The sequence below is a fragment of the Streptomyces sp. NPDC001351 genome (assembly GCF_042896045.1).
In the GTDB taxonomy this organism is placed as follows: domain Bacteria; phylum Actinomycetota; class Actinomycetes; order Streptomycetales; family Streptomycetaceae; genus Streptomyces.
On sequence record NZ_JBIAWS010000001.1, the window covers coordinates 239,703 to 262,840 of the forward strand.

17 protein-coding genes are annotated in these 23,138 nt (G+C 70.8%); 7 read left to right on the forward strand and 10 right to left on the reverse strand.

Annotated elements, in window-relative coordinates; translation table 11 throughout:
* Positions 1 to 27 precede the first annotated feature (27 nt).
* Positions 28 to 1,473 carry an MFS transporter gene (locus tag ACFY1U_RS01050; protein WP_390692032.1) on the reverse strand — a complete coding sequence of 482 codons (1,446 nt, stop codon included), beginning with the start codon at positions 1,471 to 1,473 and terminating at the stop codon, positions 28 to 30.
* 98 nt (positions 1,474 to 1,571) lie between these two features.
* Between ACFY1U_RS01050 and dusB the strand changes: the two genes are divergently transcribed.
* Positions 1,572 to 2,738: a tRNA dihydrouridine synthase DusB gene (gene dusB / locus ACFY1U_RS01055; RefSeq protein WP_390692033.1), complete on the forward strand. Its 1,167-nt coding sequence runs from the start codon at positions 1,572 to 1,574 to the stop codon at positions 2,736 to 2,738.
* A 21-nt stretch (positions 2,739 to 2,759) separates the two neighbouring features.
* Here the strand turns inward: dusB and ACFY1U_RS01060 are convergent, their stop codons facing one another.
* The 3 genes from ACFY1U_RS01060 to ACFY1U_RS01070 form a co-directional block, all read right to left on the reverse strand.
* Entirely contained in the window at positions 2,760 to 4,508 is a 1,749-nt protein-coding gene (locus ACFY1U_RS01060; RefSeq protein WP_390692034.1) for a CDP-alcohol phosphatidyltransferase, read from the reverse strand.
* A gap of 300 nt (positions 4,509 to 4,808) precedes the next feature.
* Positions 4,809 to 6,746: a glycogen debranching N-terminal domain-containing protein gene (locus tag ACFY1U_RS01065; protein WP_390692035.1), complete on the reverse strand. Its 1,938-nt coding sequence runs from the start codon at positions 6,744 to 6,746 to the stop codon at positions 4,809 to 4,811.
* On the reverse strand, positions 6,743 to 8,272 hold the full coding sequence (locus tag ACFY1U_RS01070) for a trehalase family glycosidase (RefSeq protein WP_390692036.1): 1,530 nt from the start codon (positions 8,270 to 8,272) through the stop codon (positions 6,743 to 6,745). The genes ACFY1U_RS01065 and ACFY1U_RS01070 overlap by 4 nt, the downstream gene beginning before the upstream one ends.
* 120 nt (positions 8,273 to 8,392) lie before the next feature.
* Here ACFY1U_RS01070 and ACFY1U_RS01075 point away from each other — a divergent pair, with 120 nt between their 5' ends.
* Both ACFY1U_RS01075 and ppdK read left to right on the forward strand, forming a co-directional pair.
* The gene (locus ACFY1U_RS01075; protein WP_390692037.1) at positions 8,393 to 9,589 is read left to right on the forward strand and encodes an ROK family protein; all 1,197 of its coding nucleotides are present in this window, start codon (positions 8,393 to 8,395) and stop codon (positions 9,587 to 9,589) included.
* Between the two features lie 417 nt (positions 9,590 to 10,006).
* Positions 10,007 to 12,727, forward strand: a complete 2,721-nt coding sequence (ppdK, locus tag ACFY1U_RS01080) for a pyruvate, phosphate dikinase (RefSeq protein ID WP_390692038.1) — start codon at positions 10,007 to 10,009, stop codon at positions 12,725 to 12,727.
* Between the two features lie 144 nt (positions 12,728 to 12,871).
* Here the strand turns inward: ppdK and ACFY1U_RS01085 are convergent, their stop codons facing one another.
* Positions 12,872 to 13,396 carry a DUF4232 domain-containing protein gene (locus ACFY1U_RS01085; protein WP_390692039.1) on the reverse strand — a complete coding sequence of 175 codons (525 nt, stop codon included), beginning with the start codon at positions 13,394 to 13,396 and terminating at the stop codon, positions 12,872 to 12,874.
* Positions 13,397 to 13,558: 162 nt separating this feature from the next.
* On the opposite strand from ACFY1U_RS01085, the gene ACFY1U_RS01090 reads away from it, so the two are divergent.
* From ACFY1U_RS01090 to ACFY1U_RS01100, 3 genes are all read left to right on the forward strand, one after another.
* Positions 13,559 to 14,485 (forward strand): oxidoreductase, encoded by a 927-nt coding sequence (locus tag ACFY1U_RS01090; protein WP_390692040.1) that lies wholly within the window; start codon positions 13,559 to 13,561, stop codon positions 14,483 to 14,485.
* A gap of 224 nt (positions 14,486 to 14,709) precedes the next feature.
* Positions 14,710 to 16,044 (forward strand): S8 family serine peptidase, encoded by a 1,335-nt coding sequence (locus ACFY1U_RS01095; RefSeq protein ID WP_390692041.1) that lies wholly within the window; start codon positions 14,710 to 14,712, stop codon positions 16,042 to 16,044.
* Positions 16,041 to 16,289: a hypothetical protein gene (locus tag ACFY1U_RS01100; RefSeq protein WP_390692042.1), complete on the forward strand. Its 249-nt coding sequence runs from the start codon at positions 16,041 to 16,043 to the stop codon at positions 16,287 to 16,289. The genes ACFY1U_RS01095 and ACFY1U_RS01100 overlap by 4 nt, the downstream gene beginning before the upstream one ends.
* Before the next feature lie 156 nt (positions 16,290 to 16,445).
* Here ACFY1U_RS01100 and ACFY1U_RS01105 read toward each other — a convergent pair whose 3' ends face one another.
* The 5 genes from ACFY1U_RS01105 to ACFY1U_RS01125 all read right to left on the reverse strand — a co-directional run bounded on the left by ACFY1U_RS01105 (position 16,446) and on the right by ACFY1U_RS01125 (position 22,141).
* A complete protein-coding gene (locus tag ACFY1U_RS01105) occupies positions 16,446 to 17,231 on the reverse strand; it encodes an SDR family NAD(P)-dependent oxidoreductase (RefSeq protein WP_390692043.1) in 786 nt (261 codons plus the stop codon).
* 83 nt (positions 17,232 to 17,314) lie between these two features.
* Positions 17,315 to 17,899, reverse strand: a complete 585-nt coding sequence (locus tag ACFY1U_RS01110) for a TetR/AcrR family transcriptional regulator (RefSeq protein ID WP_390692044.1) — start codon at positions 17,897 to 17,899, stop codon at positions 17,315 to 17,317.
* A 56-nt stretch (positions 17,900 to 17,955) separates the two neighbouring features.
* On the reverse strand, positions 17,956 to 18,306 hold the full coding sequence (gene nirD / locus ACFY1U_RS01115) for a nitrite reductase small subunit NirD (RefSeq protein WP_390692045.1): 351 nt from the start codon (positions 18,304 to 18,306) through the stop codon (positions 17,956 to 17,958).
* Positions 18,303 to 20,912: a nitrite reductase large subunit NirB gene (nirB, locus tag ACFY1U_RS01120; RefSeq protein WP_390692046.1), complete on the reverse strand. Its 2,610-nt coding sequence runs from the start codon at positions 20,910 to 20,912 to the stop codon at positions 18,303 to 18,305. The genes nirD and nirB overlap by 4 nt, the downstream gene beginning before the upstream one ends.
* Positions 20,912 to 22,141, reverse strand: a complete 1,230-nt coding sequence (locus ACFY1U_RS01125; RefSeq protein WP_390692047.1) for an NAD(P)/FAD-dependent oxidoreductase — start codon at positions 22,139 to 22,141, stop codon at positions 20,912 to 20,914. Before ACFY1U_RS01125 ends, nirB begins: the two co-directional genes overlap by 1 nt.
* A gap of 263 nt (positions 22,142 to 22,404) precedes the next feature.
* Here ACFY1U_RS01125 and cpt point away from each other — a divergent pair, with 263 nt between their 5' ends.
* On the forward strand, positions 22,405 to 22,938 hold the full coding sequence (cpt, locus tag ACFY1U_RS01130) for a chloramphenicol phosphotransferase CPT (RefSeq protein WP_390692048.1): 534 nt from the start codon (positions 22,405 to 22,407) through the stop codon (positions 22,936 to 22,938).
* Positions 22,939 to 23,138 lie beyond the last annotated feature (200 nt).

Here is a 23,138-nt window from a genome sequence, read left to right on the forward strand (position 1 = left end):
AGGGGCCACCCACCCGCACCCGACGGACTACGCACTGACCCCGGTGGGCTGGCGCACCTCCGCAGAGTGAAGCTGCGCAGCTGTCCGCTCAGCACTCCGCTGAGCCCACCGCCCGCTGCTCAGCGCTCCAAGACCAAGCACCGCAACCCCGCACCCCGTGAGAATCCACCACCCCGGCACAGAGGCCGAGACGAACACGTCCCTGTACGACGAGGAGCCGACCCCCGAGGCCAGCACCGCCCCCACCACAGCGACGCCGAGCGTCTGCCCGAGCTGCCGGCTGGTGGACGCAACGGCGGCGGCAACCCCCGCCTGGGCGCGCGGCATCCCGGAGACCGCCGTATTGGTGATCGGCGCGTTCACGAACCCGAACCCGATGCCGAACAACAGGTACGCGACGAACAACGTCCCGTTCGACGTCTCGGCCTCGAAGCCGGCGAACAGCACCGCACTCGCCGTGATCGCGGTGCCGGCGACGAGGAGCGACAGCCGCGGCCCCCGACTCCCCACCAGCCGCCCGGACAGCGGAGCGCACAGGAACGTCGGCACCGCCATCGGCAGCATCCACAGCCCCGCGTGCAGGGCGTCGTACCCGCGCACGTTCTGCAGATACAGCGTCGACAGGAACAGGAACCCGCCGAGTGCGGCGAACGCGCTGATCGCGATCACCGTCGCCCCGCTGAACGGCACCGACCGGAAGAACCGCAGGTCGATCAGCGGTTCGTCGCGACGGGGCTCGTACCAGAGCAGCCCGGCCAGGGCGGCCAGTGCGACCGCGACGAAGGGCAGCACGTAGGCCGCGCCCGAGTTCGGGGCCTCGATGATCGCGTACGTCAGGGAGCCGAACAGGGCGATCACCAGCAGCTGGCCGACGGGGTCGGGGCGGCGGGCCTTGGGTGCCCGGGACTCGGGGACGTAGCGGAGCGTGAGCAGCAGGGCCGCGAGGCCCACCGGCAGATTGACCCAGAAGATCGAGCGCCAGCCGACCGACTCCACCAGCAGCCCGCCGGCCAGCGGACCCGCCGCCATGGAGATGCCGACGACGCCTCCCCAGACGCCGATCGCACGGGCGCGCTCGGCCGGGTCCGTGAAGGTGTTGGTGATGATCGACATGGCGACCGGGTTGAGCATCGAACCGCCGACCGCCTGGATCATGCGGAAGGCGATGAGGGAGTCGAGGTTCGGGGCGAGGGAGCACAGCAGCGAGCCCGTCGTGAAGATGATCAGACCGGCCATGAAGACCCGCTTGCGGCCGACGCGGTCGGCCGTGGAGCCGGAGAGCATCAGCAGCGAGGCCAGGACCAGCGTGTACGCGTCGATGGTCCACTGCAGTCCGGCGGTGCTCGCGTGCAGCTCCCGCTGCATCGACGGCAGGGCGACATTCAGGGCGGTGACGTCGAGGCTCACGATCAGCAGGCTCATACAGCAGATCGCGAGGACCAGGAAGCGTCGGCGGTGGCTGAGCTCGGGCATGCGTTTCACTCTACGCTCGCATCGATAGTGTGTCTAACTAATAGTGCCGCTAACTAATGGCTGCTACATGATCACTGCCGATGCGCGACAATGGCCCAATGCCCACGCCCGTGTCCCCGCTGCAGATCGGCCCGCACACCGTCGAGCCGCCCGTCGTCCTGGCCCCGATGGCCGGGATCACCAACGCGCCCTTCCGCACCCTGTGCAGAGAGTTCAGCGGCGGCAAGGGTCTGTTCGTGAGCGAGATGATCACGACCCGGGCGCTGGTCGAGCGCAACGAGAAGACCATGCAGCTGATCCAGTTCGACGCGACGGAGAAGCCGCGCTCGATCCAGCTGTACGGCGTCGATCCGGCCACCGTCGGCAAGGCCGTCCGCATGATCGCGGAGGAGGACCTCGCCGACCACATCGACCTGAACTTCGGCTGCCCCGTCCCGAAGGTGACGCGCAAGGGCGGCGGCTCGGCCCTCCCCTACAAGCGCAACCTGCTGCGCGCCATCCTGCGCGAGGCGGTCTCGGGGGCGGGCGACCTCCCGGTCACCATGAAGATGCGCAAGGGCATCGACGACGACCACATCACCTACCTCGACGCGGGCCGTATCGCCGTCGAGGAGGGCGTGACGGCCATCGCCCTGCACGGCCGCACCGCCGCCCAGCACTACGGCGGCACGGCGGACTGGGACGCGATCGCTCGCCTCAAGGACCATGTGCCGGAGATCCCCGTCCTCGGCAACGGCGACATCTGGTCGGCCCAGGACGCACTGCGGATGGTGCGGGAGACGGGCTGCGACGGGGTGGTCGTGGGCCGCGGCTGCCTGGGCCGGCCGTGGCTGTTCGCGGATCTGGTGGCGGCCTTCGAGGGGCGTACGGAGACCCGTGCCGGAGGCACTGATGGATGCAGTGCGCGGCCTGCTCTCCGCGAGGTCGCCGACATCATGGTCCGCCACGCCACCCTCCTCGGCGAGTGGATCGGCGACGAGTCCAAGGGAGTCGTCGACTTCCGCAAGCACGTGGCCTGGTATCTGAAGGGCTTCGCGGTCGGCAGCGAGATGCGCAAGCGACTTGCCATTACGTCCTCACTGGCCGAACTCCGCGCCGGGCTCGACGAGTTGGACCTCGACCAGCCCTGGCCCACCGGCGCCGACGGCCCCCGCGGCCGCACGTCCGGCAACAACCGGGTGGTCCTGCCGGACGGCTGGCTGAAGGACCCGTACGACTGCGCGGGGATCGGCGAGGATGCGGAGCTGGACACCTCCGGCGGCTGAGCCCCCGCCTGCTCCCTCGGTTCAGTTCTTCTTCGGGTGCGGGGTGGAGCCGTATGCCGTCAGGAACTTGTCGCGGAACGCGCTCATCTTCCAGACCGGGGCGTCGTGCGCCGGGCGCAGGCCGTCCGTCCAGCCCCATCCGTCGATCTTGTCGAGGACCTTGGGGTCCTTGGCGACGATCGAGATCGGCACGTCACGGCTGGCGTGGTTGCCGCTGACGCGGGCGATGGGCTGGTGGTCGCCGAGGAAGACGAGAACGGTGTTGTCGTTGCCGTAGCGCTCCAGCCACTGGGTGAGGGCGGTCACCGAGTACTGGACCGACTTGCCGTACTCCGCCTGGGACCTGGGCGAGCTGGCGATGATGTCCGACGGCTTGTTGCCGGCCTTGTGGATGGCGTTGAAGACCGAGCCGTCACCGAGGTCGTCCCAGGGGACCATCTTGGGGATCGGCGCCCAGGGCTGGTGGCTGGAGGTCAGGATGACCAGCGACATCAGGGGCTTGCTGCGCTTCTTGCTGTGTTCCAGGTTCTGGAACTGCTGGAGCGCGTACTGGTCCGGCATCGTCGACCAGCTGAACTTCGGGCCCTTGTAGCCCATCTGGAAGGCGTTGCGGTAGGAGTCCAGGCCGTAGAACTTCGACTCCGGCCAGCTCTTCTGCACCCCCGGCATGATGCCGACCGTGTCCCAGTCGCCCGTCTTCTTGAAGGCCTCGGTGAGGCTCATGTGGTCGCTCGCCATGAGCGTGCGGTAGCGCTGCTGGTTGCTGATCCACAGGCCCGACATGGTGGTGGAGTGACCGAGCCAGCTGCTGCCGCCGTAGGTCGCCGACGTCAGCCAGCCGCTCCTGGCGTGGAAGCCCGCCTTCGCGAGGGCCTTGGTGCGGGCGTCGAGCGTCGCGTCGACGCCGGGTGCCTCGACCGGGTCCTCGATCGCGCTGCGGCCGTAGCTCTCGATGAACGTGAAGATCATGTCCTTGCCGCGCAGGTCCGGCACCAGCTGGCCCGGCGGGGTGTTGCCGAACTCGTCGACCTTGGCGACCTTCTGGAACTCCGCCTCGTCCTTTATTGTCTGCCGCACCCGCTTCGCCTGGACCACCACCGCCCCGGCCGTACGGTCGGACGCGAGCGGCACCCCGGCTATCTGCAGCCCCAGCGCCGAGCACAGCACCCAGACGACAGCGGCGGCCAGCGTCCCCCGGGTCGCCACCTGCTTGTTGCGGGCCAGCAGGTTGCTGAGCCGGACCATCGCCAGCGCCATGAGGGTGAGCAGGAGGAGTACGAGGACGACGGCACCGACCGTCGCGCCGATCGCCACTGCCTTGCCCATCGAGTCCTCGACGTACGACTGCGCGTCGGGGAGCAGCTCCCAGTCCAGCACCAGGTTGAAGTACCGCCCGAGGTATTCCCAGAACCCCATGTCCAGCAGGTTCAGGATCGTCATCGCACCGAGCGCGGCCCCCGACAACACCGCCACCACGATCCGCGGCCGACGCGGCAGGGCGAGCGCCGCGGCGGCCCCGAGGATCGCCTCCACCGGTATGCGCATGAACCGGCCGGCGTGCAGCGCGCTCTCCTTGTTCGGCAGCAGCAGCGCACCGAGGACGAGGACAGCGGCGAGGATCGTGATCGTCCACCGGGTGTTACGGACGGCCGTGGGGTGCCGGTCGCGCCACCCGGCGACGCGGGAGCGCAGACCGACCTTGGGTGCCGTGCCCTCCGTGATGGTGTCGGCCGTATCCGGCTGCTGACGAACGCGCGTGAAGACAGGCACCCGAAGGTCCTTCCGTGCGAGACCCGTGAAAAGGCGGCGGGCCACGCTGGGGAGGCTGCGCGGTCCACTTTCAGGACCCGCTTGGCCCGCCGCCCTTCCGTACGGGCTGCCTCGTCCGCCTGTTCAGGGGGACGAGGCAAACACCGGGCAAATGCCTGGTCAATGCTGCGGCTCGTCTTTTAAGGGGGCGCGGGCACCGCTGTTAGGGGCGCGGGGCTGTGTCGATGTGCGGCTCCGCCGCCTGGGCGCGACAAGCCACAACGAACCCGCACCCGCCACACAACCGACCCGACCGAGCTGTTATGCGCCCCCAACCGCCGTCAACAAGGCAAGCGGCGCCGCCGCAGACCGGGACTCCCGCACACACGCGTGCGGATAAGGCACCGGCTCCGCATGCGTATCCCGCCCATACCCAGCGATGACTTCCGGAAGCCGATGCCCCGCGGCGGTCGCCGCGTCCACCAGAGCATGCGCCACCTCCCGGGCTTCGTCATGCAGCCCGTACCGCGCCAGCCCCAGCGCGATCAGCGCGTTGTCGTGCGGCCACACCGAACCCCGGTGGTACGACAGCGGGTGATACGCCGCCTGGCCCGCGGCCAGCGTCCGCACACCCCACCCCGAGAAGAAGTCCGGCTCCAGCAGCCGCCGGCCCACCAGCTCCCCGTACTCCTTGTCCAGCAGCCCCGACCACAGCAGATGCCCGGCGTCCGAGGCGAGCGCGTCCACCTGGTTGCCCTCGCCGTCCAGAGCCAGCGCCGGGAAGGACCGGTCCGGCATCCAGAAGTCCCGCTGGAAACGGTCCCGCAGATCACCGGCCGCCTGCTCCAGGAGCGCCGCGTACACCTCGTCCTGCCAGACCGTGCGCGCGACCCAGGCCGTACGGCGCAGCGCGTCGTAGGCGTACCCCTGGGCCCCGGCCGCCATCACGGCCCCGCTCGCCCGGGTCCCGTCGGCGGAGCAGATCGCGCCGGGGGAGTCCTTCCAGTTCTGGTTGGCGAGGCCGCCCTGGTCGGCGCGGTAGACGAGATAGCCGCGGGAGGTGAGCCCGCCGTGGTCCAGCATCCAGCCGATCGCGGCACGGGCGTGGGGCTCGAGGCGGCGGGCGAGCGCCAGATCCCCGGTCTGCTCGACGTACGCACCGAGCAGCACGAGGAACAGCGGCGTGGCGTCCACGGAGCCGTAGTAACGCCCGTACGGCACCTGTCCGAAGTGCGCCAGCTCCCCGTGCCGTACCTCGTGCACGATCTTGCCTGGCTGGGACACCGAGCCCGCGCTGGTCTCGGTCGCCTGGGTGGCGGCGAGGGCGGGCAGCGTGGCGGCGGCCAGCTGCGGGCGGTAGGGGAGGGCGAAGAGAGAGGTGAGCAGGGCGTCGCGGCCCAGCAGGGTCAGGAACCAGGGGGCGCCGGCCGCCGGTACGCGCAGCTCCTCGCCGTCCGGGCCGGTCGCGGTGACCTGCAGCGAGGCCAGGTCCGCGAGACCGCGTGCGCAGGCCGCCGCCAGCTCGGGCCAGCCGGTCGGGAAGGGCACGCCCTCCGCGAACTCGCCCTCCAGTGCGAGGAGTCGGTCGTTGGCGGCGGCGGGCGAGTCGGGGATACGGGGGCCCGGCACCGCTCCGTGCGGACGGGCGGCCACGCGCAGCGCCAGTTCCGCGGTGCCGTGCGGCTGGAGTTCCAGTGTCCAGACCAGGCGCCGGGCGCCCGTGCCCGTCTCCTCGACGCCGTCCGGGGCGGGCTCGGCCGTCACCGTCGTACAGGAACGCCATTCCCCGCGCTGGTAGCTGAACTCCACGCCGTCTTCGAGGACCTGGCGGGAGCGGGTGGCGCCGATCTTGGTGTAGGTGCGGTGGTCGGAGCGCAGCTCGAACTGGTCGGTGAAGTCGGCGTCCGCGGTGACCGCGAGGCGGATCGTCGTCGGCACCGGGCGGTTGCTGGTCACCCGCAGGGACTCGACGAACGCGCTGTCGCCGACGGCCTGTTCGCGGAAGATCGTGTATGCGGGCGGCTCCTGGCGTCCGCCGCGCGGGACCAGGACACAGCGCGCCGTGTCCCCGTCCGCGACCGGTGTCAGCGCCTCCGGCACCGCGCCGTCGACCGTCAGCTGCCAGCGGCTCAGATGCCGGGCGTCGCGTACGAATAACCCGTCCGGGGAGCCCGAACCCCGAACGCCGCTGATGTCCCCGCTGTCGCCGACGGCCGCGAACGTCCCGCCGTGCACGAGCAGATGATGCCGGTCCGTCATGCCCGGTCGCCTCCCCTGACTTCCTGGTCGCTCCTGGCGGAGTCACTTCCGTCGCAGCCGCTTCTGCCGAAGTCGCCGCTGCCGAGGTTGTTCCTGTCGACGTCGCTCGCGCCGACGTCACTTGTGTCGAACGGGCCGATGCCCGTGCCGGACACGCCGTGTCCGGGGCGCTCGTGGAGCAGATCCAGCGCGAGCGCGGCGGTCCAGCCGAACCCCCTCGCGCCGCACGCCTCGCCGGTGAACGGGTCCACGTACTCGGCGAACCCGGAGGTGCCGGCGATGTCCAGGACGGCCTCCCGCAGCGCGTCGGCCCGCGCCTGCTCACCGTGGGTGCGCAGCCCGCGCTCCAGCAGCCAGCTCGTGTTGAACCAGGCCGGACCCCGCCAGTAGCGGTGCGGGTCGAAGGCCTCGCCGAGGAGGTCATAGGAGGGGACCAGGCGGGTCGCGCCGCCGAGGCCGAAGTGCGGGCCGCAGGCCGTGCGGACGAGGGCGGCGGCCGTCTCGCGCGGGAGAGTGGGCAGCAGGAGCGGGACGAGGCCCGAGACGCTTCGCTCCCGGATCAGCTGCGCGCCGCGCACGTCCCGGCAGAAGAACATGCCCTCCGCCGGGTCCCAGAGCCTCTCGAGCAGCGCGCCCGTCAGCCGCTGCGCGCGCGCGTGGCGGGCCGTGCCCGGCGCGCCCAGCTCGTGCGCGATCCGGGCCAGGGCGTGCTCGGAGGCGATGAGCAGGGCGTTGAAGGACGGGTCCTCGACCGCGAACTCGGTGCCCCCGTCGGCGTAACCGCGATCCCGGTAGTCCGTCGCCAGCCGTACGTACCGCCCGTAGTCCAGATCCGTCGGCCGGTCCTCGGCGGCCCCGTGGTCGAGGTCGGCGCGGCGGAAGGAGCGGGCCGGGGCGGGCGTGATGCGGGCGAGGGGGGCGTCCCAGCAGGGGCTGTTGTCCATGCCCTGTTCCCAGGGGTGCACGACGGACGCCAGGCCGCCGCCGCCCAGGTCGCGACGGTGCAACAGATAGCGGTGCCAGGCGGCCAGCCGGGGATACACCCGGGTGAGGAAGCCGCGCGCACGGGACAGCCCCGGGTCGGCGCAGTGCACCAGCCAGGCCGCCAGCGCGTGCACCGGTGGCTGCACGATGCCGGAGGTCTGTACGGTGCGCGGGGCGCCCGCAGCGCGCCCCGCGGTCGAGGAGCGCCAGAAGTCGGGGCTCGGGAAGTACGCGTCGAGGGGTACGGAGGGGTTGAAGACGATGTGCGGGATGCGCCCGTCCGCCCACTGGGCGGCCAGCAGCGTCTCCAGCTCCGTCTGTGCCCGTAACGGCGACAGGTGCCTGAGACCGATGGCGATGAAGGCCGAGTCCCAGGACCACTGGTGGGGATACAGGCTGCGCGAGGGGACCGTGGACGCTCCCGTCCAGTTGTCCGCCAGCACCCGGGCGGCCCTGACGTGCAGCGAACCCGGCGCGGCGGGCGGATCGTATGCAATGAGGTGCTGTGCGGCACGGGTGGTGAGTTGGGCAGTGCGATCCACTCGGGGCTCCCCGAAAGACGTGCGGTCGACCGGTTAGGTCGTGGCTACCGTAGAGTTACGTCTATTTAACACGCAAAACCCAGGATGTAATGCAAGCTTGAGAAACACAAGGGGGTGCGCATGACCGGACGGACCCAGGCCAGCGCCGGAGATCTGCTCGAACTTGTGCGAAGCGGGCGTGCGACCACACGCGGCGCGCTCCAGCAGGCCACCGGACTGTCCCGCGCCACCGTCGGCCAGCGCCTCGACCGGCTCTTCCGTGCGGGCTGGCTGCGCGAGGGCGCCGGCGGCCCGGTCGACTCGCCGCTCGGCGGCCGCCCCTCCATCACCCTGGAGTTCGACGACGAGCACGCCGTGGTCCTCGCCGCCGACCTCGACACCCGCCACGCCCGCGCCGCCGTCCTCACCCTGACCGGCGAGATCCTCGCCGAGCACTCCGGCACCCTCGTCGTCGAGGACGGCCCGGACGCCGTACTCGGTGAACTCGGCCGCTGGTTCGCCGAGTTGCTGGCGAGGGGCGGGCAGCGGGCGCAGTCCGTCTGCGGCATCGGACTCGCGGTGCCGGGGCCCGTCGACAGCGAGTCCGGGCGGGTCGTGCAGCCGCCGATGATGCCGGGCTGGGACGGCTACGACATAAGGGGCCGCCTCGCCAGATCCTTCACCGAGCACACGGGCGCAGGGCCGGTACCGGTGCTGGTGGACAACGACGCGAACCTCATGGCGTACGGCGAACAGCGCACAGGACACCCCCACTGCTCGGCGTTCGTGCTGGTCAAGGTGTCGACCGGCATCGGCGCCGGGGTCGTGGTCGGCGGCTCGATCTACCGAGGCATCGACGGTGGTGCCGGCGACATCGGACACATCCGGGTGGGCGCGGAGGCGCTGTGCCGGTGCGGGTCGTACGGCTGTCTGGCCGCCGTCGCGAGTGGTGGCGCCGTGGCGCGGCGGCTCGCGGAGACCGGGGTGCCGGCGGCGTCCGGCTCGGATGTGCGGGATCTGCTGGCGGCCGGGCACCCGGAGGCGATCGGGCTCGCGCGGGAGGCGGGGCGGCAGGTCGGAGACGTGCTGGCGACCGTCGTCACGCTGCTCAACCCCGGGGTTTTGATGATCGCGGGAGATCTGGCCGGAACTGCGTTCCTCACCGGCGTACGGGAGCTGCTGTACCAGCGGGCGCTGCCGCGCTCCACGGCCCATCTGGACGTGGTCACCTCGCGGCTCGGCGAGCGGGCCGGGCTGGTGGGGGCCGGTGCGCTGGTCGTGGAGTACCTGTACGCGCCGGAGCGGGCGGAGGAACGGCTGCTGGCGATGGGTGTGTGACGTTGGTGTTCTGTCCCGGTTTCCGTCCCGGAACGCGTCCGCATGGTGAAATCCGACGCTCTGTGGGAGCGTGATTCTTGCCACCCTTGATAAGGGTTGCGCTCAGATGAGCGGATCTTGGGCGACTGCACTTCTCCAAGGGGTGGCACTCGGTGCCACCCCTTGATCGTTCATCGATCGAAATCAGGCGTGCAGGATGCCCGCTCATCTGAGCGGATTCCCGTGCTCATGGGCGGTCTTGCGTTCAAGAAGTGAAAACATCTGCCCGTCACCGCTTGCCAAGCTTTGACTTTCGATCCGCTGGCGGACGACTGGTTACGGGCGCATGACACGCGAGTAGACGTACCCAGACGCCTTTGATCTGGGTATGTTCCTCGCCGTCAGGGCAGCCACCGCGTCCTCGAGGGAGTCGAGACCGTGTCGGAAAACAAAGAACCCCACGTAGCGAAGTTCGTTTACGACTTCACCGAGGGAAACAAGGACCTCAAGGACCTCCTGGGTGGCAAGGGCGCGAACCTCGCCGAGATGACCAACCTGGGACTCCCCGTTCCTCCCGGCTTCACCATCACGACCGAAGCCTGCAAGGTCTACCTCGACAGCGGCGAGGAGCCGGCGGCACTGCGTGACGAGGTGAGTGCGCACCTCGTGGCCCTGGAAGAGAAGATGGGCAAGAAGCTCGGCCAGGCCGACAACCCCCTGCTCGTCTCGGTCCGTTCCGGCGCCAAGTTCTCGATGCCCGGAATGATGGACACGGTCCTCAACATCGGGCTCTCCGACCAGTCCGTGAAGGGCCTCGCCGAGCAGGCCGGCGACGAGCGGTTCGCCTGGGACTCCTACCGGCGCCTCATCCAGATGTTCGGCAAGACGGTCCTCGGCGTCGACGGCGACCTCTTCGAGGACGCGCTGGAGGCGGCGAAGGCGGCCAAGAAGGTCGCCGTCGACACCGAGCTGGAGGCGGCCGACCTCAAGAAGCTGGTCACCAAGTTCAAGAAGATCGTCAAGACCGAGGCGGGCCGCGACTTCCCGCAGGACCCGCGCGAGCAGATGGACCTCGCCATCAAGGCGGTCTTCGACTCCTGGAACGGCGACCGCGCCAAGCTCTACCGCCGTCAGGAGCGCATCCCGCACGACCTGGGCACGGCCGTCAACGTCTGTTCGATGGTCTTCGGCAACCTCGGCCCGGACTCCGGCACGGGCGTCGCCTTCACCCGCGACCCCGCCTCCGGCCACCAGGGCGTCTACGGCGACTACCTGCAGAACGCGCAGGGCGAGGACGTGGTCGCGGGCATCCGCAACACCGTGCCGCTCGCGGAGCTGGAGCAGATCGACAAGAAGTCGTACGACCAGCTGATGCAGATCATGGAGACCCTGGAGAACCACTACAAGGATCTCTGCGACATCGAGTTCACCATCGAGCGCGGCCAGCTGTGGATGCTGCAGACCCGCGTCGGCAAGCGCACGGCGGGTGCGGCCTTCCGTATCGCCACGCAGCTCGTGGACCAGGGGCTGATCGACGAGACCGAGGCGCTGCAGCGCGTCAACGGTGCCCAGCTCGCGCAGCTGATGTTCCCGAAGTTCGACGAGGACGCGAAGGTCGAGCAGGTCGGCCGGGGCATCGCGGCCTCCCCGGGCGCGGCGGTCGGCAAGGCCGTCTTCGACTCGTACACCGCGGTGAAGTGGTCGCGTTCCGGCGAGAAGGTCATCCTGGTCCGCCGGGAGACCAACCCCGACGACCTCGACGGCATGATCGCGGCCGAGGGCATCCTGACCTCGCGCGGCGGCAAGACCTCGCACGCGGCGGTCGTCGCGCGCGGCATGGGCAAGACCTGTGTCTGCGGTGCCGAGGAGCTGGAGGTCGACACCAAGCGGCGCCGGATGACCGTGCCCGGCGGGCATGTCGTGGAGGAGGGCGACCTCATCTCCATCGACGGCTCCAGCGGCAAGGTCTACCTGGGCGAGGTCCCGGTGGTGCCCTCCCCGGTCGTCGAGTACTTCGAGGGCCGGATGCACGCCGGCGCCAACGACGCCGACGAACTCGTCGAGGCCGTGCACCGGATCATGGCGTTCGCCGACCGCAAGCGCCGGCTGCGGGTGCGCGCCAACGCGGACAACGCCGAGGACGCGAACCGCGCCCGTCGCTTCGGCGCCCAGGGCATCGGCCTGTGCCGCACGGAGCACATGTTCCTCGGCGACCGGCGTGAGCTGGTGGAGAAGCTGATCCTGGCCGACACGGACGCCGAGCGCGAGGAGTCCCTGAAGGAGCTGCTCCCGCTGCAGAAGCAGGACTTCGTCGAGCTGTTCTCCGCGATGGACGGACTGCCCGTCACGGTCCGCCTCCTGGACCCGCCGCTGCACGAGTTCCTGCCGGACATCACCGAGCTGTCGGTCCGGGTCGCCCTCGCCGAGTCCCGCAAGGACCCGCACGAGAACGAGCTGCGGCTGCTGCAGGCGGTCCACCGCCTGCACGAGCAGAACCCCATGCTGGGCCTGCGCGGCGTACGCCTCGGCCTGGTCATCCCCGGTCTGTTCACCATGCAGGTACGGGCGATCGCCGAGGCCGCGGCCGAGCGCAAGAACGCCAAGGGCGACCCGCGCGCCGAGATCATGATCCCGCTCGTCGGCACGGTCCAGGAGCTGGAGATCGTCCGCGAGGAGGCCGACCAGGTCATCGCGGAGGTCGAGGCGGCGACGGGCACCAAGCTCAAGCTGGCCATCGGCACGATGATCGAGCTCCCGCGCGCGGCCCTCACGGCCGGTCAGATCGCGGAGGCGGCGGAGTTCTTCTCCTTCGGCACCAACGACCTCACCCAGACGGTGTGGGGCTTCTCCCGGGACGACGTGGAGGCCTCTTTCTTCACGGCCTACCTGGAGAAGGGCATCTTCGGGGTGTCGCCCTTCGAGACGATCGACAAGGACGGCGTGGGCTCGCTGGTCAGCGCCGCCGTGAAGGCCGGCCGCGAGACCCGTCCCGACCTGAAGCTCGGCGTCTGCGGCGAGCACGGGGGTGACCCGGAGTCGGTCCACTTCTTCCACGAGGTGGGTCTCGACTACGTCTCCTGCTCGCCGTTCCGGATCCCGGTGGCCCGCCTGGAGGCGGGGCGCGCCGCCACCCAGTCGGCGGGCAGCGACCACCGGTAGGCCCTACGGCCTCTGAAGCCCCGGAGCCGCCGCCCGTCCCCGACCCTCACTACCGATGGGCGGCGGCTCCGGATCACGAGAGAGGGCGGCATCCTGTGCGGGGGTGCCGCCCTCTCATGCTCATGTTCGAGCTCATCACCCGCCTCAGAAGGTGCCCTGGGTGTTGACCGGGCCGACCTGGAAGATGCCGGAGCAGATCGTCCAGGAAGCCGGGACGAGGACGGATGCGCTCGAGGCCGGAGGGAAGATCCGCAGATAGGTGCTGGTACGCAGGCAGTGCCCGCCGATCGGACCGTTGGTGGTGCGGATGACCGCGGAGACGGTGTGGGCGGGGGTGAGCCTGACGGTGGCGAAGTGCTGATGGACGCGGGATGCGGCCGGGCCGATCTGCCGGTGCGCAATGTCCAGGGCGCTGACGCCCGGGAAACCGCGCAGCGAGCAGCTGGTCGTACTGGTGTTGGTGAACCGGATCGGCAAGAACACCGAGCCCGCCGCAAACCCCTTGCCTCCCACGGAGACGTAGAGGTCGCTCAGGGAGCAGGTGCGCACACTGGGCGTCGTCGGTGCCGTCGCACTCCATGCCGCTCCCGCGCCCGCGAGACCGAGGAGGCCTGCGGACAGAAGGGCGGCTATGCCGCGCCGGGTACGTCGTCGAGAGTGAACAAACATGGCGTATCCGCCTCCATCAGTCGAATGGGCGAATATGTGCATTCTATTGGATGAGTTCCCAGTTGAAAAAAGTTGTACCGGGTGACCGGCGAACCCCTCGGACGACATGCCCGGACCCCTCTCCTACGCTGGGAAGCACCCGCACCCGGAGGGAGCCCGCCCATGCCCGGCTGGAACGAGAAGGCCGTCCCCGACCAGAGCGGGCGCATCGCCGTCGTCACCGGGGCCAACAGCGGGCTCGGCTACGTCGTCGCGCGGGAACTGGCGCGCAAGGGGGCGCGGGTGATCCTCGCGTGCCGGAGCGAGGTACGGGGAAACGCGGCGGCGGACCGGATCGTGGGTGAAGTGCCGGGAGCGATCGCGGAGTTCGCGCGGCTGGATCTCGGGGACCTGGGCTCCGTACGGGAGTTCGCGGCCTCGTATCGCTACGACTATCTCGACCTGCTGGTCAACAACGCCGGGGTGATGGCCCTGCCGTACGGGACCACGGCGGACGGGTTCGAGACGCAGTTCGGGGTCAACCACCTCGGGCACTTCGCGCTCACCGGCCTGCTGCTGCCCACGCTGCTCGCCACGCCCGGCGCCCGTGTCGTGAGCGTCTCCAGTGAGATGCACGCGGTGGCCAACATCGACATCGCCGACCTCAACAGCGAGCGCCTCTACCGGCGTTGGATCGCCTACGCCCGCTCCAAGACCGCCAATCTGCTCTTCGTCCACGAGCTCGCGCGCAGGCTCGCGGCACACGACGCGGACGTGGTGGCGGCCGCCGCGCATCCCGGGTACGCGGCCACCAACCTGCAGGGCGCCGCGCCCCGCATGGAAGGGCGCAGGCTCGTCGGGCGGGTGATGGAACTCGGTAACCGGGTCTTCGCGCAGTCCGCGGAGGCCGGCGCGCTGCCCGTCCTGTACGCGGCCACGGCGCCGGATGTGCGGCCGGACTCCTTCACCGGACCCTCGTTCCTGATGTGGCGCGGGGCGCCCGCCCCGTCCTGGCGGGCGCCGTGGACGCTCAACGACGCTGCGGGCGAGCGGCTTTGGGCCGCCTCCGAGCAGCTCACCGGGGTGGCGTACGACGCGTTGAAGGGGTGAGCGGGCAGGTCCTGCGAGCCGTCGTGTTGCGGGCCCGAGTGCTCGGTGCGACGGTGTACCGGGGGGCGATGCCGACGGCCTGGCGAAGGGAATCCTTGCAGGTCACGGCAGTACGCGTCGATCCACGCGACCGATCCGCGCCCCCTTTGTGCCGGCGCTGACCCTCCGCGTCCCGACGTGTGTCCACGAACGGGGGGAGCAGCGCACAGAAAGCGGGAAATTCAATGGCGAACGGACCCATGGACAGGCGCGCCTTCGGCGGGCACCCCGATCGGCCCCACCCCCGATTCGAAGGACAGGGAGCGGAGTACACCGGCCGGTACGTGGTGTTGCTCGACCAGAGCAACCAGGAGAGCGGGTTGAACGCTCTGCGTTCCTCCGCAGACATCGCGTCCGTCGAACGTGTCCGCGGAACCGACGTCGAGAACGTCGCTGAACTCCTCGAGCGCCCCGACGTCTCGGTGCACTTCGAGGAACTCGGCGCGGCCGTGGTCGAGGTACGGCCCGAGCAGCGTCATGCGCTGGTGACCACGGCGGAGAGGGAGTCGTCGATCATCGCGGCGGAGCCGGAGCGCAAGGTGTACGCCTTCCCGGTCACCGCACCGACGCAGGCGCCGACCGAGTTCTACCCGGCCTACCGCAGTGACGAGGACGTCGTCGGCCGCCACTCCAGGGCCGAGATGGCCGCAGCCCAGGGCCCGGCCTGGGACGAGCAGAACTGCACCTGGGGCCTGCAGGCGATCCGGGCCCACCTCTCCCAGCTGACCGGACGCGACGTGAAGATCGCCGTGCTGGACACCGGCGTGGACACCGACCATCCGGACTTCGCCGGCCGCATCGAGGCCACGGCCTCGTTCGTCCCCGGCGAGCCCGTCAAGGACGGCCACGGCCACGGCACGCACTGCATCGGCACCGCCGCCGGCCCGGCGCATCCCCAGCAGGGGCCCCGCTACGGCGTGGCCTGCGAGGCCCGGATCCTCGCGGGGAAGGTGCTCAACAACCAAGGCAGCGGCAGCGACGGCCAGATCCTGGCCGGCATGGCCTGGGCCGTGGCCCACGGCGCGAAGGTGATCTCCATGTCGCTGGGTGCGCCGGTCCAGCCGGGTGAGCTCTTCCCGCAGACGTACGAGAGGCTGGCCCAGCGCGCGCTGGAACGCGGGACGGTGATCGTCGCCGCCGCGGGCAACGAAAGCCAGCGGCCCACGGAGATCCAGCCCGTGGGCCGGCCGGCCAACTGTCCCTCCATCCTCGCGGTGGGCGCGCTGGACAAGGCGATCAGGACGCCGTTCTTCTCCAACGGCGCCATCAACGGGCAGGGCGGCGAGGTCAACATCGCCGCACCCGGCTGGCAGGTGTTCTCGGCCAAGCCCGGCGGCGGGCAGCAGGAGATGAGCGGGACCAGCATGGCCACCCCGCATGTGGCCGGTGTCCTGGCGCTGCTCGCCCAGGCGAACCCCAACGCCTCCGCGAAGGAGCTGTGGAACGCCCTGCAGGCCGGTGCCTTCCCGCTGATGCAGCCGAGCAAGGACGTCGGCGCGGGCCTCCTCCAGGCCCCGTGACCGAGTCGTCCCGCTCCGCTCCGGTCGGGGTCGTCCTCGCGGTCGACCCCGACCGGTTCGCGGAGGTCGTCGCGGCCCTGCGGCGGGCCGGTCTCACGGTCACGGGCGAGCAGCCGATCCTCGGCACGCTCTCCGGCACAGTCGCGGAGGGCCGGATCCCCGCCCTGGAAGCGGTCGACGGCGTGGACAGCGTCGACCGGGAACTCACCATCCAGCTCCCGCCCCCGGACGAGCCGATCCAGTGATCCCACCGGTCAGGCTGTCGCTCCGCTGTCCACCACCAGATCCGTGCCCACCCCGGAGGTCACCTCTTCAGTCGTCGGGAGGCGGCCGAGGGGGGAGGGCGGCCCGCACTCGTTCGTCGTGGGCGGTCTCCGTCCGTCGGGTGAGCCGTTTCCCGGTCAGGCCGTCGCTCCGCTGTCGACCACGAGGTCGGTGCCCACCACCGAGGCCGCGTCGTCCGAGGCCAGGTACAGGACGGCGGCGGCCACCTCCGCCGTCGCCGAGAGGCGGCCCAGGGGGAGAGTGGCCCGCACCCGTTCGGCGCGGTCCGCCTCCGTCTCGCCGGGACGCAGGGACATCGGGGTGTCGGTGGCGCCGGGGCTGACCACGTTGATGCGGACGCCGTCCCGGATGTGGTCGAGGGCGGCGCCCCTGCTGAGCGCGGCGACGGCGGCCTTGGACGCGGCGTACGCGGCGGCCCCGGGGATGCGGGTGTGCGCACCGAAGGTGGAGGCGACGTTCACGATCGTGCCGCCGGACGGCTGGGTGCGCATCCGGCGGATCTGGGCCGTCAGGGCCAGGAACGTGCCGGTGACGTTGATGTCGAGCTGGCTGTGCCAGTCGGCCTCCGGCAGGTCGGCGAGCGGGCCGCCGGCCCGGAACACGCCCGCGTTGTTGACCGCCACGTCGAGCGAGCCGAAGGCTTCGACCGCTGCCTCCACCAGCGCCTGGTGGTCGGCGGCGGCGGACACGTCGGCGGTGACCGCCAGCGCCTTGCCGCCCCGGTCCTCGATCAGACGGACCGTCTCGTCGAGCGGTTCCCTCCGGCGTCCCGCCACGACGACCCGGGCGCCCTCCGCCGCGAACGCGAGCGCGATCGCCCGTCCGATGCCGGAGCCCGCGCCGGTGACAAGCGCGGTCCGGTCCACGAAGCGTCCGCCGGTGGTGTGAGCGGTGGTGGTCATGAGCTCCCCTTTTTTTCTTGACCGATCGGTTCAGTATGCGGGCGTGGAAAACACCCCTCGGGTGGAGGGGCGTTCCTGGAGTCTCAGTCGAGCAGGGCCAGCGCCTGCTCCGCCGCGTCCCGGACCCTGGCCGGATCGGCGGACGCCTTGCCGACCACCCGCAGGCCCTGCAGCAGCACCAGCAGCATGCGGGCGAGGGCGAGCGGATCACGGCCGGCGGGCAGCTCGCCCTGGGCCTGCGCGCGGACCAGGGCCGAGTGCAGCACGGTCTCCAGATGGTCCCAGTTGCGCTCGACGCGCCGGGCGGCCGCCGGGTCGTGCGGGGCGAGTTCGCTCGCCGTGTTGGTGACCAGGCAGCCGTTCAGGCGCAGTTGCTCGTCGGCCGCCTCGGTGGCGTAGCGCCGCACGAGTGCCCGTACGGCGGGCAGGGCGGGACCCGGCTGGGACAGCTCCCGCACGATCGGCGGGAGCCCGGCCCGGTCGTAGCGCTCCAGCGCCTTCAGGTACAGCTCGTGTTTGCTGCCGAAGGTCGCGTAGAGGCTGGCGCGGCCGATGCCGAGCCGGTCCACCAGGTCGGACATCGACGTCGCCTCGTAGCCGCGCTGCCAGAACAGCTCCAGGGCCGACTGCAGTGCGGCGTCGGGATCGAACTCCTTGGTCCTGGCCACGTGACGCAGCCTAGAACCAACCAGAACGAACGGTCAAGAAATCCCCGGACGGGACCTTACGCGGCCCGCACCGCGTACGTCGCGACCCGCACCGACTCGTCGTCCAGGCACTGCCCCGACAGCAGGTCGAACCGCTGCTTCAGCAGGGGCGAGGCGACGAACGGGCGGCCCTGGTGGGTGCCCGTCAGACCCCGGGAGAGGACCGCCGCGCCGCCGAAGGGGTCGCGGTTGTCGATGGCGTACAGCTCGCCGTTGCGGTCGCGGAACAGGGCCGCCTGGCGGCCGTCGGGCAGCAGTGCGGCCACTCCGCGGCCGGGGACCAGCTGGTTGAGTTCGCAGACCGCGAACCAGTCGTCCTCCAGCTGCAGTTCGACCTTCAGGTCGGTGGTCTCGGGTGCCAGGGTCATCGTTGGGCGCTTCCTTCCAGGAGGTCTTCAGAGGGGCGCATGCCGATGGACAGCAGCGGCAGGTCGGGCTTGATCTGGCCGCGCTCCGGGACGAAGCCCACGACCGGGTCGGGGGTGTCGGGCGCGTTCACGAAGGACACGAACCGGGCGAGCTTGTCGGGGTTGTTGATGGTGGTCGCCCACTCGTCGGCGTAGTTCGCCACGTGGTCCGCCATCAGGGACTCCAGCTCCTCGCAGATGCCGAGGGAGTCCTCCACCACCACGTCGCGGACGTGGTCCAGTCCGCCGGGAAGGCGCTCCAGCCAGGTCGAGGTGCGCTCCAGGCGGTCGGCGGTGCGGATGTAGAACATCAGGAACCGGTCGATCAGACGGACCAGTTCGGCGTCGGAGAGGTCCTGCGCGAGCAGGTCCGCGTGGCGCGGGGTGGCGCCGCCGTTGCCGCCGACGTACAGGTTCCAGCCGCTCGCGGTGGCGATCACGCCGAAGTCCTTCGACTGGGCCTCGGCGCACTCGCGGGCGCACCCGGAGACCGCCGACTTGAGCTTGTGCGGCGAGCGCAGGCCCCGGTAGCGCAGCTCCAGGTCGATCGCCATGCGGACGGAGTCCTGGACGCCGTAGCGGCACCACGTCTGGCCCACGCAGGACTTGACGGTGCGCAGGGCCTTTCCGTACGCGTGACCGGACTCGAAGCCGGCGTCCACCAACCGGGCCCAGATCAGCGGGAGCTGCTCGACCCGCGCCCCGAACATGTCGATCCGCTGACCGCCGGTGATCTTCGTGTAGAGGCCGAAGTCGCGGGCGATCTCACCGATCACGATGAGGCCCTCGGGGGTGATCTCACCGCCGGGGATGCGCGGGACGACCGAGTACGAGCCGTTCTTCTGCAGGTTGGCGAGAAAGTGGTCGTTGCTGTCCTGCAGCGAGGCCTGCTCGCCGTCCAGGACATAGCCGCTCGCGCCGATCGTCGGGGCGAGGGAGGCGATGATCGAGGCGACGGCCGGCTTGCAGATCTCGCAGCCGTCCCCGCCCCTGGCCTCGTCGCGGCCGTAGCGGTCCAGCAGGTCCTGGTAGGTGGTGATGCGCAGGGCGAGGACGATCTCGTAGAGCTCCTCGCGGGTCTGCGAGAAGCAGCCGCACAGGCCCTTGTCGACCTCGACGCCGGACGCCTCCAGCTCGGCCGTGACCAGCTGGCCCAGCACCTTGACGCAGCTGCCGCAGGTCGTGCCGGCCTTGGTGCACTTCTTCACCTCGGGCACGGTGGTGCACTGGTGGTCGGTGACCGCGGCGCGGATGGTGCCCTTGCGGACGTTGTTGCAGGAGCAGATGATCGCGTCGTCCGGCAGCGCGGTCGGGCCGAGCTGGGCGGACTCGCCCGCGCCGGCGGGCAGCACCAGCGACTCGGGCGAGACCGGCGGCACCGAACCGGTGAAGGCCTTCAGCGTGCCGTAGGCCTCCGCGTCGCCGACCAGGATGCCGCCGAGCAGGGTGCCGTCCCGGCCGATGACCAGCTTCTTGTACAGGCCGGCGCGGGAGTCGGAGTAGACGACGTCCAGGCAGTCCTCGGTCGCGCCGTGCGCGTCGCCGAAGGAGGCCACGTCCACGCCGAGCAGCTTCAGCTTGGTGGACAGGTCGGCGCCGGTGAACGTCAGCTGCTCGGTCTCGTCCTCGGCGATCGTCGCGGCGGCCGTCTCGGCCTGCTCGTAGCCGGGGGCGACCAGGCCGTACACCCGGCCGTCGGAGGCCAGGGCGCACTCGCCGATCGCGAAGACATGCGGGTCGGAGACCGTACGGCACTGCTCGTCGACGGTGATGCCGCCGCGCTCGCCGACCGTGAGGCCCGAGGCGCGGGCCAGCTCGTCGCGGGGGCGGACACCGGCGGAGAACACCACCAGGTCGGTGGCGAGTTCGGAGCCGTCGGAGAGCTTCATGCCGGTGACGGCACCGTCCTCGCCGACGACGATCTCCTGGGTGCCGACGCCCGTGTGGACGGTCAGGCCCATGTCCTCGATGGTGCGCAGCAGGGCCGCGCCGCCGCCCTCGTCGACCTGGACGGGCATCAGCCGCGGCGCGAACTCCACGATGTGGGAGGTGAGTCCGAGCCCCTTCAGGGCGCCGGCCGCCTCAAGTCCGAGCAGACCGCCGCCGACCACCGCACCGGTCGTCGCCTTCGTCCTCGCGTACTCCTCGATCGCGAGCAGGTCCTCGATCGTGCGGTAGACGAAACAGCCCTCGGCGTCCTTGCCCGGGACCGGCGGCACGAAGGGGTACGAGCCGGTGGCCAGGACGAGGGTGTCGTACTCGAAGACCTGACCGGACTTCGCGGTCACCTTCTTCGCCTCGCGGTCGACCGTCTCCGCCGGGTCGCCGACGTACAGCTCGATGCCGTGGTCGTTGATGAACTCCATGTCGGTCATGGAGAGCTCCTCGGGCGTCTTGCCCGAGAAGTACGAGGTGAGCGCTACGCGGTCGTATGCGGGACGCGGCTCCTCGCACAGCACGACCACGCGGTGCGTGGCGGTCAGGCCGCGCTCGGCGAGCGCTTCGAGGAAGCGCTGGCCGACCATGCCGTGGCCGACGAGCACGATCGTGGGGGTGCCGGTGGACATCAGGAGCCTCCATCAGTGGTGAGCAGGTGGAGCAGGGGGGCGCCGTCGGAGGGGAGCGGCTCTGCTTCCTCCCAGGCGCGGGCGAGTGCGCCGACGGTGCCGAGTTCGCCGACGAGGACCCCGCCGACCAGGCGGTCGTCGCGGACGACGACCTTGCGGTAGGTGCCACGGGTGGCGTCGGCCAGCTGGACGACGTCGTCGCCGGGCCGGGCCTCCGTCTCGCCGAACGCGGCGAGGTCGAAACTTCCCGGGGGAGCGTCGTGCCCGGCGAGCGTGAGCCGGGTCAGCGCACGGGTGCCGGTGTAGCGGGCGTTCGTACGGCGTCCCGACAGCAACTCGGCGAGGACTTCCGCCTGTTCGAGGGCCGGGGTGGCGAGCCCGTACACCTCGCCGTCGTGCTGGACGCAGTCGCCGATGGCCCGGATGTGCGGGTCGGAGGTGCGCAGTTCGTCGTCGACGACAATGCCCTTGCGCACTTCGAGACCGGCGATCTGGGCGAGGCCCACACGGGGGTGCACCCCGCAGGCCAGCACCACCAGGTCCGCGTCGAGGGCGTACCCGTCGTGCATCTCGACGGAGCGGACCGCACCGCCCACGCAGCGCACGTCACGCACCCGGCACTCGGTGTGGATCTCGACGCCGAGGTCCTTGAGGTGCCGCTGCACGAGCTTCGAGGCGCTCGGGTCCAGCTGGCGCTCCATGAGCCGCTCGCCCTGCTGGGCGAGGACGACCTGGGCACCGCGCCGGGCGAGCGCGCGGGCGGCGGAGACCCCGAGGAGCCCGCCGCCGATGACCACCGCCTTCGCTCCCGGCCGTACGGCCTTCGACAGGCCCAGGCAGTCGTCCATGGTCCGGAACGCGTGCACGCCCTCGGGCAGTACGTGATCCGGGCTGAACAGACCGCGCAGGGGCGGGAGCACCGGGTTGGAGCCGGTGGCCAGGACCAGCGTGTCGTATGCGATCTTCGAGCCGTCCGCGCACTCGACGGTCCGCTCGGCGCGGTCGATGCCGGTGACCCGGGCGCGGGTCAGCTCCGCGGGCGCCGGCAGCGTGATCACCTCGGGGCTGTACCGTCCGGCCAGCACCTCGGCGAGAAGCACCCTGTTGTACGGGCGGTGCTCCTCCTCGCCGATCAGCGTCACGGGCGTGCCGAGCTCACCGAGCCGCCGGGCGAGACGGACGCCCGCGAGGCCGGCGCCGATCACCACCACACGCGTATTCGAGGTCATGTCCAGGAGCGTGCGATGCCGGTGTTACCCGGCAGCATCGCATCTGTTTCCCGCGAGGAACGCTGCCCTCAGCAGAGGCCCGCCGAGGGTGTGAGGGTTCGGAGTGCACGTGGGGGGCGTGATGTGAGGTGGGGGCGGCGACGGCCTCGGCACTGCCGACCGCCCCCGGGGGTCCGTGCAGGCACCATCGTCTACGACGCCCTGGTCACGGGCGGCCCGAAAACGGGTGGGGAGCCTTCGGCCCGTTCCTCTACGGTGACCCGATGGCGACCCAGGTGATCGTGCTCAACGGCGGCTCCAGCTCCGGCAAGTCGGGGATCGTGCGGTGTCTGCAGGCGGTGCTGCCGGACCCGTGGCTGGTCTTTGCGATCGACGCACTGGTCGAGTCGATGCCCGCGTCCCTGCAGGCCGCGCTCGTCGCGCCGGACGGCGGGGTGAACGTCGGGCCGGAGTTCCGGAGGCTCGAGACGGCGTGGAGGGAGGGCGTCGCGGCGACCGCCCGCGCGGGCGCCCCGGTCATCGTCGACGATGTGTTCCTGGGCGGCGGACGGTCCCAGGAGGGCTGGCGGAAGGTCCTGGCCGGCCTGGACGTCCTGTGGGTCGGGGTGCGCTGCGAGGCCGCCGTGGCCGCGGGCCGGGAGATCGCCCGGGGCGACCGGGTGCGGGGGATGGCGGAGCAGCAGGCGGAGCTGGTCCACCGGGACATGGAGTACGACGTCGAGGTGGACACCACGCACACGGAGTCGCTGGAGTGCGCGAGGACCATCGCGAAGGCGGTGCTCAGCGGTTCGCGCTAGCCGTCCTCAGCGGCTCGCGGTGAGGTGCGCGAAGACGACGACGTTCCTCTCGTGGCCGGTCGACCGCGAGTAGCACGACACCGAGGCACGACATCGAGGTGGGCACCACGCACGTGGAGTCGCTGGGCTGCGCGCGGAGGATCGCGGTGGCGGTGCTCGGCGGCTCGCCGTGAGGTGCATGAGCGCGATTCGTTGCCCGG